This is a genomic window from Parvibaculum sp. (genome assembly GCF_049651025.1).
GTDB lineage: Bacteria > Pseudomonadota > Alphaproteobacteria > Parvibaculales > Parvibaculaceae > Parvibaculum.
Genome location: NZ_JBASBH010000083.1, coordinates 15646 through 32063 on the forward strand (window position 1 = coordinate 15646; position 16418 = coordinate 32063).

At 60.7% G+C, this 16418-nt stretch carries 13 protein-coding genes; 9 read left to right on the forward strand and 4 right to left on the reverse strand.

Annotation, left to right across the window (positions count from 1 at the left end; all coding sequences use genetic code 11):
• Positions 1-572 precede the first annotated feature (572 nt).
• Together WA943_RS11440 and WA943_RS11445 are read left to right on the forward strand one after the other, a co-directional pair.
• Positions 573-1154, forward strand: a complete 582-nt coding sequence (locus WA943_RS11440) for a LemA family protein (RefSeq protein WP_424470007.1) — start codon at positions 573-575, stop codon at positions 1152-1154.
• A complete protein-coding gene (locus WA943_RS11445; protein ID WP_424470008.1) occupies positions 1154-1864 on the forward strand; it encodes a TPM domain-containing protein in 711 nt (236 codons plus the stop codon). Before WA943_RS11440 ends, WA943_RS11445 begins: the two co-directional genes overlap by 1 nt.
• 140 nt (positions 1865-2004) lie before the next feature.
• Here WA943_RS11445 and WA943_RS11450 read toward each other — a convergent pair whose 3' ends face one another.
• Entirely contained in the window at positions 2005-3309 is a 1305-nt protein-coding gene (locus WA943_RS11450; protein WP_424470009.1) for an NADH:flavin oxidoreductase/NADH oxidase family protein, read from the reverse strand.
• 241 nt (positions 3310-3550) lie between these two features.
• On the opposite strand from WA943_RS11450, the gene WA943_RS11455 reads away from it, so the two are divergent.
• Positions 3551-4660, forward strand: coding sequence for a methyltransferase (locus tag WA943_RS11455; RefSeq protein ID WP_424470010.1), 1110 nt, complete (start codon positions 3551-3553; stop codon positions 4658-4660).
• Positions 4661-4744: 84 nt separating this feature from the next.
• Positions 4745-6775 (forward strand): DNA topoisomerase IV subunit B, encoded by a 2031-nt coding sequence (gene parE, locus WA943_RS11460; RefSeq protein ID WP_424470011.1) that lies wholly within the window; start codon positions 4745-4747, stop codon positions 6773-6775.
• A gap of 3 nt (positions 6776-6778) precedes the next feature.
• On the opposite strand, the gene WA943_RS11465 is transcribed toward parE, so the two are convergent.
• A complete protein-coding gene (locus WA943_RS11465) occupies positions 6779-7864 on the reverse strand; it encodes a sensor histidine kinase (protein WP_424470012.1) in 1086 nt (361 codons plus the stop codon).
• Positions 7865-8262: 398 nt separating this feature from the next.
• Between WA943_RS11465 and WA943_RS11470 the strand changes: the two genes are divergently transcribed.
• Complete coding sequence (locus tag WA943_RS11470; RefSeq protein ID WP_424470013.1) at positions 8263-9894, forward strand: DEAD/DEAH box helicase; 1632 nt, start codon at positions 8263-8265, stop codon at positions 9892-9894.
• Positions 9895-9954: 60 nt separating this feature from the next.
• Here the strand turns inward: WA943_RS11470 and WA943_RS11475 are convergent, their stop codons facing one another.
• Complete coding sequence (locus tag WA943_RS11475; RefSeq protein ID WP_424470014.1) at positions 9955-11274, reverse strand: PQQ-dependent sugar dehydrogenase; 1320 nt, start codon at positions 11272-11274, stop codon at positions 9955-9957.
• Between the two features lie 147 nt (positions 11275-11421).
• Positions 11422-12885, reverse strand: a complete 1464-nt coding sequence (locus WA943_RS11480; protein WP_424470015.1) for a coniferyl aldehyde dehydrogenase — start codon at positions 12883-12885, stop codon at positions 11422-11424.
• A gap of 263 nt (positions 12886-13148) precedes the next feature.
• Here WA943_RS11480 and WA943_RS11485 point away from each other — a divergent pair, with 263 nt between their 5' ends.
• The 4 genes from WA943_RS11485 (at position 13149) to WA943_RS11500 (ending at position 16385) form a co-directional block, all read left to right on the forward strand.
• Positions 13149-14207 carry a GGDEF domain-containing protein gene (locus WA943_RS11485; RefSeq protein ID WP_424470016.1) on the forward strand — a complete coding sequence of 353 codons (1059 nt, stop codon included), beginning with the start codon at positions 13149-13151 and terminating at the stop codon, positions 14205-14207.
• A gap of 162 nt (positions 14208-14369) precedes the next feature.
• Positions 14370-15167 (forward strand): enoyl-CoA hydratase-related protein, encoded by a 798-nt coding sequence (locus WA943_RS11490; RefSeq protein ID WP_424470017.1) that lies wholly within the window; start codon positions 14370-14372, stop codon positions 15165-15167.
• 19 nt (positions 15168-15186) lie between these two features.
• Positions 15187-15984 (forward strand): enoyl-CoA hydratase/isomerase, encoded by a 798-nt coding sequence (locus WA943_RS11495; protein WP_424470018.1) that lies wholly within the window; start codon positions 15187-15189, stop codon positions 15982-15984.
• Between the two features lie 2 nt (positions 15985-15986).
• Positions 15987-16385 carry a nuclear transport factor 2 family protein gene (locus WA943_RS11500; RefSeq protein ID WP_424470019.1) on the forward strand — a complete coding sequence of 133 codons (399 nt, stop codon included), beginning with the start codon at positions 15987-15989 and terminating at the stop codon, positions 16383-16385.
• Positions 16386-16418: the final 33 nt, after the last annotated feature.

Genomic DNA, 16418 nt, shown 5'->3' on the forward strand with positions numbered 1-16418 from the left:
ATTTTATACGTCAACCCTGTTGACTCTGTTGTGGCTGCCACAAATTCGCGCGCTTCGCCGCATGGTTTTTCTTTCTTATTCCTATTGACGCTCCGTGCCTTGTGGGCCTAGCCTTTTCTTGTCTCAAACAGACGGAGGAGGTTTACAAAGATGACTCCACCGACGCAAGGAAGGTCCTGATCATAGGATTTTCCATGTACATCGCTAAGCTTGACGCGTTCTTCATGCGTGACCGGTCAGCGAACCGTTTAGGCCAGAGAGCGCAACCAACCACTGACGCCCGGGTTACTCACACTGAGTGCGCAGGCGACAAAACGATGGAAGAGCCCGGCTCATTAGTCAGGGCGAGTGCGAGACGCACATCCATAAGCAACCCCGCGAGGGAACGCCCGACAGGATCATCCGGGGCTTCCGTTTGAGCGGGGTTGCGTGGCGTTTTTATTCACCCCACCGTCATCATGAAACGACGATTTGCGCGGCACGGTCGGCCATCGCATGAGCGGCGCATTGCTCGCAGCCATGAGGCCAGCTAGCGTTGCTTCGCTCTTCGGTTCATTCGATATGAGGGATTCATGCGCATTCTTTTGGGGCTTCTTGCCGTTGTCGTACTCGTCGGCGTCTGGATTTTTTCGCAGATCAATACCATTCCAAAGCAGGACGAGGCGGCGAATGCCGCATGGTCGCAGGTGCTGAACCAGTATCAGCGACGCGCCGATCTGGTGCCCAATCTCGTCGCGACCGTCAAAGGCTATGCGACGCATGAGGAGAAGGTGTTTACGGAAGTGACGAATGCACGCGCCCGCGTCGGCCAGATCGCCGCGCCCGATCCGACCGATCCCAAGGCCGTCGAACAATATCAGGCGGCACAGCGCGAACTCGGCGGTGCGCTATCGCGACTGCTCGTCGTTTCGGAAAACTATCCGCAGTTAAAGGCGAATGAAAATTTCCTGACGCTGCAATCGCAACTCGAAGGTACGGAAAATCGCATTTCAGTGGCGCGGCGCGATTATATCGCGGCGGTGCAGGCTTATAATACGACGCTTCGAACTTTTCCCGGCCGCTTGATCGCCTCGCTGTTTTATAGCGATGCGAAGGCGCGCGCGAATTTCACCGCCGATGCCGGTGCTGAAAAAGCGCCACAGGTTCAATTCTGATGTTCAGACAAGCGGCGCTTGCATTTGTCCTTCTCGCATTCGGTTTCATGGGCCATGCAAGCGCCGCAGATTTCGTTCCGCCAAAACTCACTGGCCGCGTCGTTGACGAGGCGCATGTGCTTCCCGCCGATGTCGCGGCAAAGCTCGACGCGACGCTGGCCGCGCATGAGGCCGCAACGAGCAATCAGGTTGTCGTCGCAACGGTGAGTTCGCTACAGGGGCTCGACATCGAGAGCTATGCGAACCAGCTCTTTCGTGCCTGGGGCCTCGGCCAGAAAGACAAGAACAACGGCGTGTTGTTTGTCGTCGCGCCCGCTGAACGCGAGATGCGGATCGAGGTCGGCTATGGACTTGAAGGCACGCTGACCGATGCGCTGTCATCGCAGATCATTCGCGACATGGTGATCCCCGCTTTCAAGGCAGGTGACATTCCCGGCGGCATCGAGGCGGGAACGGACGGCATATTGAAAGTGCTGGGCGGCGGCACCCTGCCCGCTGCGCAAACGCAAGAGGACGACTGGCGCGGCTCGATACCCTTTTTCATTCTATTCGGCATCTGGATGCTGGTCGCATGGAATGCGAGACGGCGCGGCGGTCGCGGCCGCGGCATCTGGTGGGGCGGCGGTGGCGGCGGCTTCGGTGGAGGCGGCGGAGGCTTTGGCGGCGGTGGAGGCAGCTCCGGCGGCGGTGGAGCATCGGGGCGGTGGTAGAGGCCCGGATATTTGCCGTGATCCCATACTTGCTTGTCCCGGGAGGGACATTTCATTTGATAGGCGGAGTTCGAAGGAAGATGGGTCCCGGGAACAAGTCCCGGGACGACACTTCCATTTGACGCGCATGTCCGGAAAGATCATCGCACCAGCGCTTCAGCCGTCTTTGCCTCGTTCTTTGCGTAGTCGCGGAAGGCTTTGAAGACGCCGAGGTTTTTGTCGGGATCCTTGCCGTCGCCCATCCGAAGAATCTGAAGGCAGAACCAGCCTTGCTGGCCCCAACCGTTCAGCGCCTTGACGATGTTGAAATAGCTGTGCGGTCCGAGAATGCCGGGGCCGATGCGGAGCGTTTTTTCCAAGGCGGGGATATCGCGCACCGCGCCAGACAGAAGCCGCGCGGCAGCAGAAGGATCGACGCAGAGCGGGCGGCCAATGCCGACGACATCCATCGTCGCGCTGGCAAGCGCCGCGTTCATGCCTGCCACGGTGCGGAAGCCGCCCGTCACCATCAGCGGCATGGTCACGGCGGCACGGATGTCTTTTGCATATTCGAGGAAATAGGCTTCGCGCGCGATGGTGCTTTCCTTGCGCGTCTCGGCCTTCTCGGGATGCAGCGTCATGTCGTCAAGGCCGACAAGGCGCGGCTGCTCATAGGTGCCGCCTGAAATTTCAAGAAGGTCCAGGCCCTCGTCATTGAGCCACGACGCCACCTTGATCGAATCTTCATGGCTGAAACCGCCGCGCTGGAAGTCGGCGGAATTGAGCTTCACGGAAACCGGAAAATCGGCGCCGACAGCCTTGCGCACCGCGCGTATGATTTCGAGCAGCAGGCGCGCCCGATTTTCGAGACTGCCGCCCCATTCGTCGGTGCGGTTGTTGACGTCGGGCGAGAGGAATTCCGAAATCAGATAGCCATGCGCGCCGTGAACCTGCACGCCGCTGAAGCCCGTTTCGCGTGCGATGGTGGCTGTATGCGCAAAGCGGCGGATAACATCTTCGATCTCCGTGCCGGTCAGTGCGCGAGGCTTGCCGAATTGCGCACCGGGCATATCGAGCGCCTTGTCGGATGGCCCGACCGGCTCCTTGTTCACCAGCGCAGGCGTCTGGCGGCCGGCATGTGAAATCTGCATCCAGAGATGTGTGTTGTTCACCGTGCCTGCTTGCGCATAGGCACGCAGCGCGGCGATGGCTTCGGCCGATTGCGGGCCGTCTATCGCGACATTGCCGGGCCGCTCCATGTAGCGGCGATCGACCTGCACATTGCCGGTAAGCAGCATGCCCGCCCCGCCCTCCGCCCAGCGACGATAGAGACGCACATGACGTTCGGTCGCGCGGTTCTGCGCATCGCCCAGACCCTCCGTCATGGCGGCCTTGGCCAGACGGTTTTTCAGCGTCGCCCCGCAAGGCAGGGTGAGTGGCGATGAAATGGTGACCTTTTCCGACATCGAAATCCCCCAGATAACAATGACCGAATGTGCCACAGGGAGCCTCTTGTGCATACAGGCCGAACCTTGCCCTAACGCCACGGCAGGCGGTGGGCCTTTCGGATCCCGTTTTCACAATCTCCGAATGGGGAGTTTATTGAGGAGTAAGCACGATGAGGCAGTCGCCCCGCACGGGAGCCGGATTGCGACGCGAGCGGATAAATGCCTAAACTTCGGGTGATCAGGGCCTGGAGGAACGTCGATGCAAAGCACCGTGACCATGTCGGCCAAACCGAAACTGCCGCCAGTCGCGGCCGTTCGCGTCATCAGCAAGATAAGGGATGTATTCTCTTCACTGACAAGAAAGATGGTGCCGCCGCCCGTCGTACTTATCGAAATGCTTTCGGGCTTCTGGATATCGCAATCGCTTTCGGTCGTCGCAAAGTTCGGCGTCGCGGACCATATGAGCGAGACGCAAGCAACGTCGGCCAAGGTGCTTGCAGAAAAGACGGGCGCAAATGCGGACGCGCTCTATCGCCTGATGCGGGCCCTATCGACGGTCGATATTTTTCGCGAGGAGCGTGTTGGCGAGTTTCGACTGACACCTATCGGGGCCGCGCTCAAAACCGACCATCCGCAATCCATGCGCTATTTCTCGATTTATCAGGGACAACTCAACTGGGTGAACTGGGGCGCGCTCGGTCATTGCGTGCAGACCGGCACAAACGCAATCGAGCATCTCCATGGCATGAAGTCGTTTGAATATATTTCCGGCGACAAGGAACGCGCCGATATTTTCGACCGGGGCATGGTCAATGTTTCGGCGATGGAGCTCGATCCGGTTCTCGCCGTTTATGATTTTTCCCCGTTCAAAACGATTGCCGATATAGGCGGCGGCTATGGCGCAGTGCTGTGCGCGATCCTTGCCATCACGCCCGGCGTGAAGGGCATTCTCTACGATCTACCGCAAACGGCTGACGGCGCACGGCAGCATTTCGAGGCGGCCGGACTTGGCGCACGGGTCGAAGTTTCAAGCGGGAGTTTTTTCGACGGCGTGCCTGCGGGCGCAGACGCCTATCTGATGAAACACATCATCCATGACTGGTCGGACGAGGAAAGCATTCGAATCATGGCGAATATTCGCCAGCACATCCCAATGAACGGCAAGCTTCTGCTCATCGAGCATGTGGTTCCGCCGCCCGGCGTCGTGCATTTCTCGAAGTTCCTCGATCTTGAGATGCTGGTTGCCACGACCGGGCGGGAACGCACCGAGGACGAGTATCGCGCGCTGATGGCGAAGGCGGGTTTTCGCCTCAACCGCATCGTGCCGACGATCGGGCTGGCGAGCGTGATCGAGGCGAGCCCCGTTTGAGGCGGATGGACTGGCGTTTGTCCCGTGCCCTCCCCGGCTCTACAATCGGCCTCGATTCGTTCCCCCGCACAGTTTCGAGTTTCCATGGCCGCCCGCAAGCCGACCCAGCCCAATACCGATGACGACCTCTTCTCCACGCCAGCGGCCCAAAAGCCGGCGGCGAAGGCCGTGTCAAAGGCCGACAAGGGCGATGGCACCTATTCGGCCAAGGATATTGAGGTTCTGGAGGGATTGGAGCCGGTACGGCGCAGGCCGGGCATGTATATCGGCGGCACCGATGAAAAGGCGCTGCATCACCTTTTTGCCGAAGTGCTCGACAACTCGATGGACGAGGCGGTTGCGGGCCACGCCGACTGGATCGACGTGACGCTGCATGAAGATGGGAGCCTGACGGTCGCCGATAACGGGCGCGGCATCCCGATCGATGTACACCCCAAGTACAAGCCGAAATCGGCGCTGGAAGTCATTTTCACGACGCTGCATTCGGGCGGCAAGTTCGACGGCAAGGTCTATGAGACATCGGGCGGTTTGCACGGCGTCGGCATTTCGGTCGTCAACGCGTTGTCGGACAGGCTCGACGTCGAGGTCGCGCGCGATCAGGAACTTTACACGCAGAGCTATTCGCGCGGCGCACCGCAAACGAAGCTCATCAAGCAGGGCCGCGTGCAGAACCGGCGCGGAACCAAGATCACGTTTCACCCCGATGCCGAAATCTTCGGCAAGGGCGCCACGTTCCGGCCGTCGCGACTGCACCGCATGGCGCGGTCGAAGGCCTATCTTTTCGGCGGCGTTCAGATCCGCTGGCATTGCGCGCCGTCGCTCATCACTGACGATACGCCAGCCGAAGATGTGCTGCATTTTCCGGGCGGTCTGGTCGACTTCCTGCGGGCCGAGATCGGCTCTACCCCGATGGTCACGCTTGAGCCCTTTTCCGGGAAGGTGTCGAAGGCAGGCAGCCACGGCTCAGTCGAATGGGCGATTGCCTGGTATAACGACGATGGTTTCATCCACTCCTATTGCAACACCGTTCCTACAATCGAGGGAGGAACGCATGAAGCTGGCCTTCGCGCGGCGCTGACCAAGGGCCTCAAGGCCTATGCCGACATGACCGGCAACAAGAAGGCGTCGCAGATACAGGCCGAGGACGTGCTCGGCACGGCGGGCGCGATGCTTTCGGTATTCATTCGCGAGCCGGAGTTTCAAGGACAAACGAAGGAAAAGCTCGCAAGTCCTGAAGCGCAAAGGCTTGTCGAGAAAGCCATCGGCGATCACTTCGACCATTGGCTGACCGCTTCGCCGGGACAGGCGACGAAGCTTCTCGACTGGGTGATCGACCGCTCGGAAGAGCGGCTGAAGCGACGGCAGGACAAGGACGTGGCGCGCAAGACCGCGACACGCAAGCTGCGCCTGCCCGGCAAGCTTGCCGATTGCGCGCAGGCGGGCGCGGCAGGCTCGGAGCTTTTCATCGTCGAAGGCGACAGCGCCGGTGGCTCTGCAAAGCAGGCGCGCGACCGTGCGAGCCAGGCGATCCTGCCGCTGCGTGGCAAGATATTGAACGTCGCCTCGGCGTCCGGCGCGAAGATGCAGCAGAACCAGCAGCTTTCGGATTTGATCCAGGCGCTCGGCGTGCGCACAGGTTCGCATTATCGCGACGCCGACCTTCGCTATGAAAAGGTCATCGTCATGACCGACGCAGACGTCGACGGCGCGCATATCGCTTCGCTGCTCATCACCTTCTTTTATCAGGAGATGCCGGAGCTGATTGCACGCGGGCACCTCTATCTCGCCGTGCCGCCGCTCTACAAGCTGACGCAGGGCGGCAAGACGACCTATGCCCGCAATGACGCACATAAGGATGAACTCCTGAAGAAAGAGTTTAAGGGCAGCTCCAAGGTAGAGATAAGCAGATTCAAGGGCTTGGGTGAGATGCTTCCGGCGCAGCTCAAAGAAACGACGATGACGCGTTCCAAGCGGACGCTGCTGCGCGTGATGGTGCCGGACGACGAAGTGAAGGCGACCAAGAGCTCCATCGAGCGGTTGATGGGCAACAAGCCGGAGCTAAGATTTCAGTTCATCCAGGAACGCGCGGCCTTCGCCACCGATCTGGATATCTAACGCTCAGGACGCCTTCGGCCAGCCGACCCGGTTGCGTGCATCGCCAAGCTTGATCCGCGCTGCCGGCAGGATCATCACGACGGTTGTGCCCTGCCCCGGCTTGCTGCGCAGGACGAGGCGGCCGCCATGCATCTCCATCATCGCATTGGCGAGCGGCAGGCCGAGGCCCGTGCCGATATGGCCGCGGCTCATCTCGCTGTGAACCTGACCGAATGGCGTCAGCGCGATCTTCATGTCTTCCGGCGACATGCCGATGCCGGTATCGGCAATCGTGACCGCCAGATTGCCGTTGGGACGCAGTTCTATCGACAGACTCACCAAGCCGCCTGCGGGCGTGAACTTCAATGCGTTGGAGAGAATGTTGATGAGGATCTGCCGGAACATCCGGGCGATGGCAGACAGCGCGATGTCCTGTGGCGGCAGAACGACTAAGAGCTCGACGGACTGACGCGCAGCAAGCGGGCGAACCATCGTGCAGGCCGCCTCGGCGCACTCGACCACATCGAATTCCTCATCTTCTCCGAGCATTATCCGGCCGGATTCAATTTTCGCCAGATCGAGAATGTCGTTGATGATGCCAAGCAAATGCGCGCCGCTGGCATTGATGTCGTGGGCATAGTCGCGATAGCGGGCATTTTCCAGCGGGCCCATCAGCTCGTTTTGCATGATGTCCGAAAAGCCGATGATCGCGTTGAGCGGCGTACGAAGCTCATGGCTCATATTGGCGAGGAATTTCGACTTCGCCTCATTGGCATGTTCGGCATTGTGAAATGCCACAGCGAGCTTTTCGGTCATCAGGCGAAGCGTATGGCGCGATGTCTTGAGTTCGCGGATGATCGACTGCGAGTAGTAGACGATAGGCGCGCCGGTCAGAATGGTCACGATGGTCGCGGAGACAAGTAGTCGGGTATCGAATTCAAAGAAGCTCGTCAGCCCCAGAAGCCAGTGAAGGCCGATCGCCACCATTACCGCGACGCCGGTTACAAAAGCGGTCGCTGCTGCGGCACTCATGCGGCCGAGGAGACGGTTCATCGCCGCCAGCACTCCGTCATGCCGACGCCGGTTACGATCTTCGCCTGTTGTTTCCATGTCGTCCCGCGCGGCACGTGGCCGGGATGACGGCGCGAACCCCATAGCTGTCCCATTGTCCTTCCGCAGAAGGCCCAACTATGGGGTGAATTTGTTAATGGGCAGGAAAGTTGCCGTAAAAGCCGCCGATTTGTGACTGAGCCGTTTTCGCAACAACTGGCAGAAATCGGTACAAAATCACGACCCTGGCTTTGCGACATAGTGCACCCGGCGGAGGCTTTCATTGACAAAATGATGCCAAACCCTATGTTTCGCGCGAGCTTCGCTGTTTTGTGCGGGCTTTGCGGATACGCGCGGCCGCCGAACAACGCGCGACATGCTGCCCCCAATTTTCCGTCCACGGGCCCCGAAATGTGGGCCACCAGGGCAGCCGTACATGGTGCATAGGGCCTTATTATATGACATTTGATGAACTCGGCCTCGGAGCCGAGGTGCTGAAAGCGGTAGCCGAAACCGGCTACACCGAACCGACCCCCATTCAGGCGCAAGCCATTCCGCATGTGCTGGCGGGCCGAGATGTGCTCGGCATCGCGCAGACGGGTACCGGCAAGACGGCCTCCTTCACGCTGCCGATGATCGACCGGCTCGCGCGTGGACGGGCCAAGGCGCGAATGCCCCGTTCCCTCATTCTTGAGCCGACGCGCGAACTTGCAGCGCAGGTCGCCGAGAATTTCGAGAGCTACGGCAAATACTGCAAACTCTCCATGGCGCTGCTGATCGGCGGCGTCTCCTTCGGCGATCAGGAAAAGAAACTCGACCGTGGCGTCGACGTTCTGATCGCAACGCCGGGTCGTTTGCTCGACCATTGCTCGCGCGGCAAAGTGCTGCTGACGGGCGTGCAGATCCTCGTGATCGACGAAGCCGACCGCATGCTGGACATGGGCTTCATTCCCGACATCGAAGAAATCTGCAAGAAGATCCCCTTCACGCGCCAGACGCTTTTCTTCTCGGCAACGATGCCGCCGGAAATCCAGCGCCTCACCGACACGTTCCTGCAAAACCCCGAGCGCATCGAAGTTTCGCGGCCTGCCTCAGCAAGCGCGACGATTACCCAGGCGGTCGTGAAGACGACGCGCGAGGGCAAGCGCGACGCGCTGCGCGAACTCATCGAATCCGAAGACGTCAAGAACGCCATCATTTTCTGCAACCGCAAGCGCGATATCGGCGCGGTGCACAAGTCGCTTGAGAAGCATGGCCTGCCTGTCGGCTCGCTGCATGGCGATCTCGACCAGTCGACCCGCACCAAGACACTGGAAGGCTTCCGCAACGGCAGCATCCGGCTTCTCGTCGCCAGCGACGTGGCAGCGCGCGGCCTCGATATCCCCGATGTCAGCCATGTCTTCAACTTCGACGTGCCGACACATGCGGAAGATTATGTTCACCGCATCGGCCGCACGGGCCGCGCCGGACGTTCAGGCGCTGCCTTCACGCTGCTGACGCGCGAAGATGCAAAATATCTGGCCGGCATCGAAAAGCTGATCGGCACCACGATCCCGACGCGCAACGCGCCGACGCACGAAGCAGCGGAAGTTGTGGAAGCTGTGGAAGTCGTGAAGGCGCCCGCCGCCGAGGTGGAAGCGGTTCCGACCGTTGAAGCCGTGGCAGAGACACAGGCAGAAGCAAGCGCCGACGTGACAGCAGAGGCAACCGCCCCTGCTTCAGGCGAAGAGCAGCGCCCGCGTGAGCGCCGCGCTCGTGGCGGCCGTGGTCGTGCGAAGGCACCGCGTCCGGCGCCTGAGGAAAACGCACCGCAGCCCCATATCGCCGATCCGGTGGCCGAGCTTGTCGCTGAAGTTGTCGAGCATGTGGAAGCGGCGGCGCATGCGCCCCGTCAGGAGCAGCCGAAGCGTGACCGCAATGAACGCCAGCGTGGCCGTGGCCGCGACGATGATGACGGTCCACGCGTCATCGGGCTTGGCGATCACGTGCCTGCCTTCATGCTGCGCGCCGTGAAGCTGCCGAAGCGCCGCCCGGACGATGTTCAGGACGAAGAGATCGAAGTTGAAGAGGTCGAGACCGCAGAGGCGTGAGCTTCCGGTTTTCCCGATAAAAAAGGCGGCCTTGCGAGGCCGCCTTTTTTCTTGTGCGGACTAGTTCGCCGCCGGCGTCACGCGCCAGATGATGTTACCCACATCGTCGGCGACGAGAAGCGCGCCTGCCTTGTCGACAACGACGCCCACGGGCCTGCCTTGCGCTTCGCCATCGGCATTCACAAAGCCGGTCAGCACATCTTCAGCCGCGCCCGAAGGCATGCCGTCTGCGAAGGGAACGAAGATCACCTTGTAGCCGCTCAGCGGATTGCGATTCCAGGAACCGTGCTGGCCGATGAATGCACCGCCTGAATATTTCGCGGGCAACAGGCTCGCTTCATAGAAAGCAAGACCGAGGGACGCCGTGTGCGGCCCGAGCGCATAATCCGGCACAATGGCCTTGGCGACCAGATCAGGGTTTTGCGGCGTCACGCGCACATCGACATGCTGGCCGTAATAGCTGAAGGGCCAGCCGTAAAACGCGCCGTCCTTGACCGAGGTCATATAGTCGGGGACGAGGTCGCTGCCGATTTCGTCACGCTCATTGACGGTCGTCCAGAGCGCGCCACTTTTCGGCTGCCAGGCAAGGCCGTTGGGATTGCGCAGACCAGAGGCAAAAATGCGCGAGCTGCCGGTTGCGAGATCGATCTCGTGGATAGCGGCGCGGCCCTCTTCCGCGGCAAGACCGTTTTCACCGACATTGCTGTTCGAGCCGACCGTTGCATAGAGATACTTGCCATCGGGGCTGGCGATGATGTTCTTCGTCCAGTGATGGTTGATCGGGCCATCGGGAAGATCGGCAATCTTGGTGCCGGGTTCTGCAATATGCGTTTCGCCGGTCTTGTAGGGAAAGCGAACCACGGCGCCTGTATTGGCGACATAGAGATTGTCGCCGACCAGCGCCATGCCGAATGGTGAATTCAGTCCCTGCAGGAAAATCTCGCGCGTTTCGGCAACGCCGTCGCCATCGGCGTCACGCAGCAGCGTGATGCGATTGGCGCTCGGCACGCCCGCGCCTGCGCGCTTCATGATGATGGATGCGATCCAGCCCTTGATGCCGCCCGCCTCGCCCGGCTGCGGCGGCGTATTGGTTTCGGCGATGAGCACGTCGCCATTGGGAAGGACGTAGAGCCAGCGCGGATGATCGAGACCTTCCGCAAAGGCCTTCACCGCAAGGCCCCGGGCGGCAACCGGCGTCGCGCCCTTCGCCCAGCCTGTTGCCGTGGCGATCTTCACCGTCGGCAAAAGCGTCGGGTTGGGAGCCGGGAGCTTCGGGTCGGCCCCCATCCCTGCCTCGACCGGCAGCGTCGCCTTGTCGCCACAACCGGCAAGCGCCAGCACCGACAATCCCGCCAGCAGCGGTAGAACAATAGCGCGCATGGGTGATCTCCAGAAAATACGGCAGAGGGGCCAGAGCCCGATGTAGGCCGATGATATGGAACGCGCAATATCTGCGCATGTTCCCGTCGCAAAGAAAAGGGGCGGCACTTGCGAGCCGCCCCCACAATTCCACAAACCGGAATTGGCCTATTTCTTGATCTGTGAGGCGAGCACCTTGCGGGTCTTCGCGCCATAGGGAGCCCGGAACATTTCAGCGACCATCTTGGCCTTTGCCTGGACGTAGATCGCCTTGGCATGGCTGAAGGTCTTGAAACCGTCATGGCCATGATAGGCGCCCATGCCGCTTGGGCCGACGCCGCCGAAGGGCAGGTCTTCCATCGAGACATGCATGATGACGTCGTTGACGGTCACGCCGCCGGACGTCGTGCGATCGAGCACCTGACGCTCTTCGCCGGCATCGTCGCCGAAGTAGTAAAGGCCGAGCGGGCGAGCGTGATCGTTGACGTAACCGATGACTTCGCTGACGTCCTTGTAGGTCTTGATCGGCAGGACGGGGCCGAAGATTTCGTCCTGCATCACCTTCATGTCGTCGGTCGGATTGACGATGAGGGTCGGCGCGATCTTGTGCGCCTGCTGCTGGGTGAAGTCTTCATTGGCCGGGTTGATCTCGACGATCTTCGCGCCCTTGGCCTTCGCGTCTTCAACGTAACCGTTGATGCGGTCGAAATGGCGCTGATTGATGATCGAGGTGTAGTCCGGATTGTCCTTCAGCGTCGGGAACATCTTCTTGATCGACTTCGACGCCTCATCGACGAATTCATCCACCCTGCCCTCCGGCACGAAGACGTAATCGGGCGCAAGGCAGATCTGGCCGGCATTGAGCGTCTTGCCGGTCATGATCTTGGCGGCCGCATCGTCCATCTTTGCCGACTTGGAGATGATGACGGGCGACTTGCCGCCAAGCTCAAGTGTTAGCGGCACAAGGTTTTCAGCCGCCGCACGCATCACGTGATAGGCGATCGAGGTCGCGCCGGTGAAGAGGAGATGATCGAAAGGCTGCTTGGAGAAGGCTTCGCCGACGGCGGGGCCGCCCGTGATGACGGCAACTTCCGTTTCGTCATAGGCCGAGCGGATCATGCGTGCCATCAGCTCGGAGGTCGCGGGCGTGAACTCCGACGGCTTGATCATCGCGCGGTTGCCCGCCGCGAAGACACCGGCAAGCGGCGTCCAGGTGAGATTGATCGGGAAGTTCCACGGGCTGATGATGCCGATGACGCCGAGCGGCTGGAACTCGACGCGGGCCTTGGCGCCCAGCAGGTTCAGCGGAAACTGGACCTTGCGCTTTTCCGGCTTCATCCACTGGCGCAGATGCTTCTTGGCATGCTTGAGCGGCCCGATGGAGCCCATCACGTCGGTGAGCAGCGTCTGCTCATGGCTGCGATGGCCGAAATCGGAAGCGAGCGCCTCGGCGATTTCCTTCTGATTATCGACGATGAGGGCGATGGCCCGATCGAGCCAGTCGATGCGACGCTCGGCACTGGCAGGCCCGTCTTTGATATGGGCCGCTTTCTGGCGGTCCAGAATGTTACGGATCGACGCGGAAATCGCGCTCGCATCCACTTCGCGCGTGTTCGACTCGGCAAGGCTCATGTTCGTTCCTCCTGTACGCCCGACCGGTGGGGGCCCCCGGGGGCAATTTTGGGAAAATATATACGACAATCGCCCCGGCTGGCAGGGAGTTTGAGTGCCAAAACCCCTGATTTCCGCGTGCCCGGCCACCTTGGCGTCATTTATGCCGATAATGGCAGATTTCCGGGACAGTTTACCGGCGCGTAAGGAAGATTGGCTAAATTCAGTTCGGACAGATAGCGGCCATTTCCGGCAAGGAAACGGCCATAGCGAGGGGCATCTGCTTGAATACCTATACGGACGACATCGCGGTTGCGACGGAATGGAGCATGAAAGCGCTCGGCCTGATGGCGCGCCATCAGGTGGTGCCGCTACCGGCGAATTACGAAGTCTGGTTTCGCTATGCGTCCGGCCAGGACAGCGTGCTCAATGAAGAGATCGACAGCCGGTTGAAGGAAGGCAAGAAAATCGACGAGCAATTGTCGAGCGACTTGCATCAACGCTTCGTCAGCCACGCTTCTCTCGCCGACACGACCCTGGACGCGGGCGACAAGTTGAACAGCGAAGTCGACAAGATCCTGAAGCTCGTTCAAGCCGCCGCGGGCGATTCCTCCGCACTCGGTTCGTCGGTGCGCGCGGCAAGCGAAGGCCTGACCAACAAATCGACGCCGTCGGATATCCGCCATGTCGTCGAGGCAATCATGAGCGCCTCGATGCAGATGGAAAATCGCAGCAAGGAACTTGAGCAGCGCCTCCACGAAACCAAGGGCGAGTTGAGCACGCTTCAGATCAACCTCACCAAGGCGCGCAACGAGGCGCGCACGGACGGGCTGACCGGCGTCGCCAATCGCAAGGCGTTCGACGAAACGCTGGCGCAGGAAATTGCGCGCGCCACATCGGAGCGGACGTCGCTCTGCCTCATCATCGGCGATATCGATCACTTCAAGGCATTCAACGATACCTGGGGCCATCGCACGGGCGACCAGGTGCTGCGCCTTGTTGCAAGTTGCCTCAAGGGCGGCGTGCGCGAAACGGATACGGTTGCGCGTTATGGCGGCGAAGAATTTGCCGTCATCATGCCCGCGATCTCGACAGATGGCGCGGAGCGACTGGCCAATGCGATGCGCGCGGCTGTGCAAGCGCGCGAACTCGTCAAACGCTCCACCGGCGAAACGCTCGGCCGCGTGACCATGTCACTCGGCGTCGCCACGCTTCGACCGGGCGAAAGCCCCTCGGCACTCATCGAGCGCGCCGATGCTTGCCTCTATACGGCCAAACGCAGCGGTCGCAATCGCGTCGTCAGCGAGCAAGCCGAAGGTGCGCTGAAAGCCAAGGCAAGCTGACGCCTTTCTTTCGACCACACCGAAGATCCTCGAATATTACGATAGCTTGACGCAACGTCGCGGCGGCGGCAGAGCCGACGATATTCCCCGCTCTTCCGTCTGCCGGAGGGCGCGTCTATGCTCGCCCCAATCCAGACAAACGATATGGGACGAGACGCCTCCATGACCGTACGGACAGCCACCAAACTTGAAATAACGGACGGCATCGCCGTTCTGACACTCAATCGCCCTGAAGTGCTGAACAGCATCAATCCGGCATTGACCGCCGAAGTGCGTTCGGCGGTGAAGGAAGTGGCGGAGGATGAAAATGCGCGCGTTCTCGTCATCACCGGCGCTGGCCGCGGCTTTTGCGCAGGCGCAGATCTTGCCGCGCCGAGCGAACGGCTTGAAGGGATGAGCGTCGGGCAAGGCGTCGAGCACGGCATGAAATCCACGCTCAATCCGATGATGACCGAACTCTATACGCTGCAAAAGCCGATCGTCTCAGCGGTGAACGGCACGGTCGCGGGCGGCGGCGTCGGCCTCGCGCTCGTTGCAGACATTTGCATCGCGGCGAAATCGGCGACATTCATTTCAGTATTCGGGCCGCGGCTCGGCCTTGTCCCCGATCTCGGCGTGACGTGGCATCTGCCGCGCCTTGTCGGCCGCGCACGCGCGCTCGGCATGGCACTCACGGGCGACCGCGTGCCCGCCGAGACGGCGGCGGAATGGGGCTTGATCTGGAAGTGCGTCGAAGATGCCGACCTGATGAGCGAGGCGCTGGCCATTGCAGGCAAGCTCGCCAAGGGGCCGACAAACGCATTCCGCGAAATCCGCAAGGCAATCGATGCAGCGGAGCGCAACACCTATACCGAACAGCTTCACTACGAGGCCGTCACGCAAGGCCAGCTTGGTGATCATCCGAATTTCACCGCAGGCGTGAAAGCGTTCCTCACCAAGACCGAACCAAAATTCAAATAAGAAACAGGGAGCAAGAAACATGGAATTCGAACGCGTAAAACTCGACATTGACGGGCCGGTTGCAACGCTAACGCTCAATCATCCCGAAGTGATGAACGCAGTGTCGCTGGAAATGCTCGGCGGCCTGAAGCTCGCCATGGACGAGGTTGAAGATCCCTCGAACGGCGTGCGCGCCCTGCTGCTGACCGGCGAAGGCCGCGGCTTCTGCACCGGCGCAAATCTGCAAGGCCGGGGCAATGGCCCGAGCAATCCGGCGCGTATGGACTCCGGCTCCGCGCTTGAAGAAGCCTATCACCCGTTCCTGCGCCGCTTGCGCAATCTGCCCATGCCTTTCATCACGGCGGTCAATGGACCGGCGGCGGGCGTCGGCATGAGCTTTGCCATGATGGGCGATCTCATCCTTTGCGCACGCTCGTCCTATTTCCTTCAGGCGTTCCGCCGCATCGGCCTCGTGCCGGATGGCGGCTCGACATGGATGCTGCCGCGCCTCGTCGGCAAGGCGCGCGCGATGGAGCTTTCGCTGCTTGGCGAGAAGCTGCCCGCCGAGACGGCATTGCAGTGGGGCCTCATCAATCGCGTCTATGATGACGAAAAGCTGATGAGCGAAGCCAAGGCCTTGACGCTCGATCTCGCCAATGGCCCGACGAAGACGCTCGGCCTCATCCGCCAGCTCTATTGGGAAAGCACGGATAACAGCTATGAAGAGCAGTTGAACCTTGAGCGTCAGTTGCAGCGCACGGCTGGCCGCAGCGACGACTTCAAGGAAGGCGTGCGTGCATTCCTCGAAAAGCGCCCGGCGCAGTTCAAAGGACAGTGACAATGCAACCAGCGGCGATTGAAAACTGGCATAAAGTTGTGAAGTCGCGAGACCCGAAAGGTCTCGACGCCATTCTTGCCGACGACGTCGTGTTTCAATCGCCGGTGGTGCACAAGCCGCAGACGGGCAAGGCGATCACCACCGTCTATCTGACGGCGGCGATGCATGTGCTCAGCAATAGCGACGCCTTTCACTATGTCGGCGAATGGTTCGGGCCGACATCCGCCGTTCTCGAATTCGAAACGGTGATAGACGGCATCGTCATCAATGGCATCGACATGATCGGCTGGAATGAAGCCGGGAAGATCGACAGCTTCAAGGTGATGGTGCGGCCGCTCAAGGCGATCAATACGCTGCATGCGCTTATGGGCGCGCGCCTCGCCGAGATGACGAAGAACTAGAAAGCCAGATGGGTCTCGGGAACAAGTCCCGAG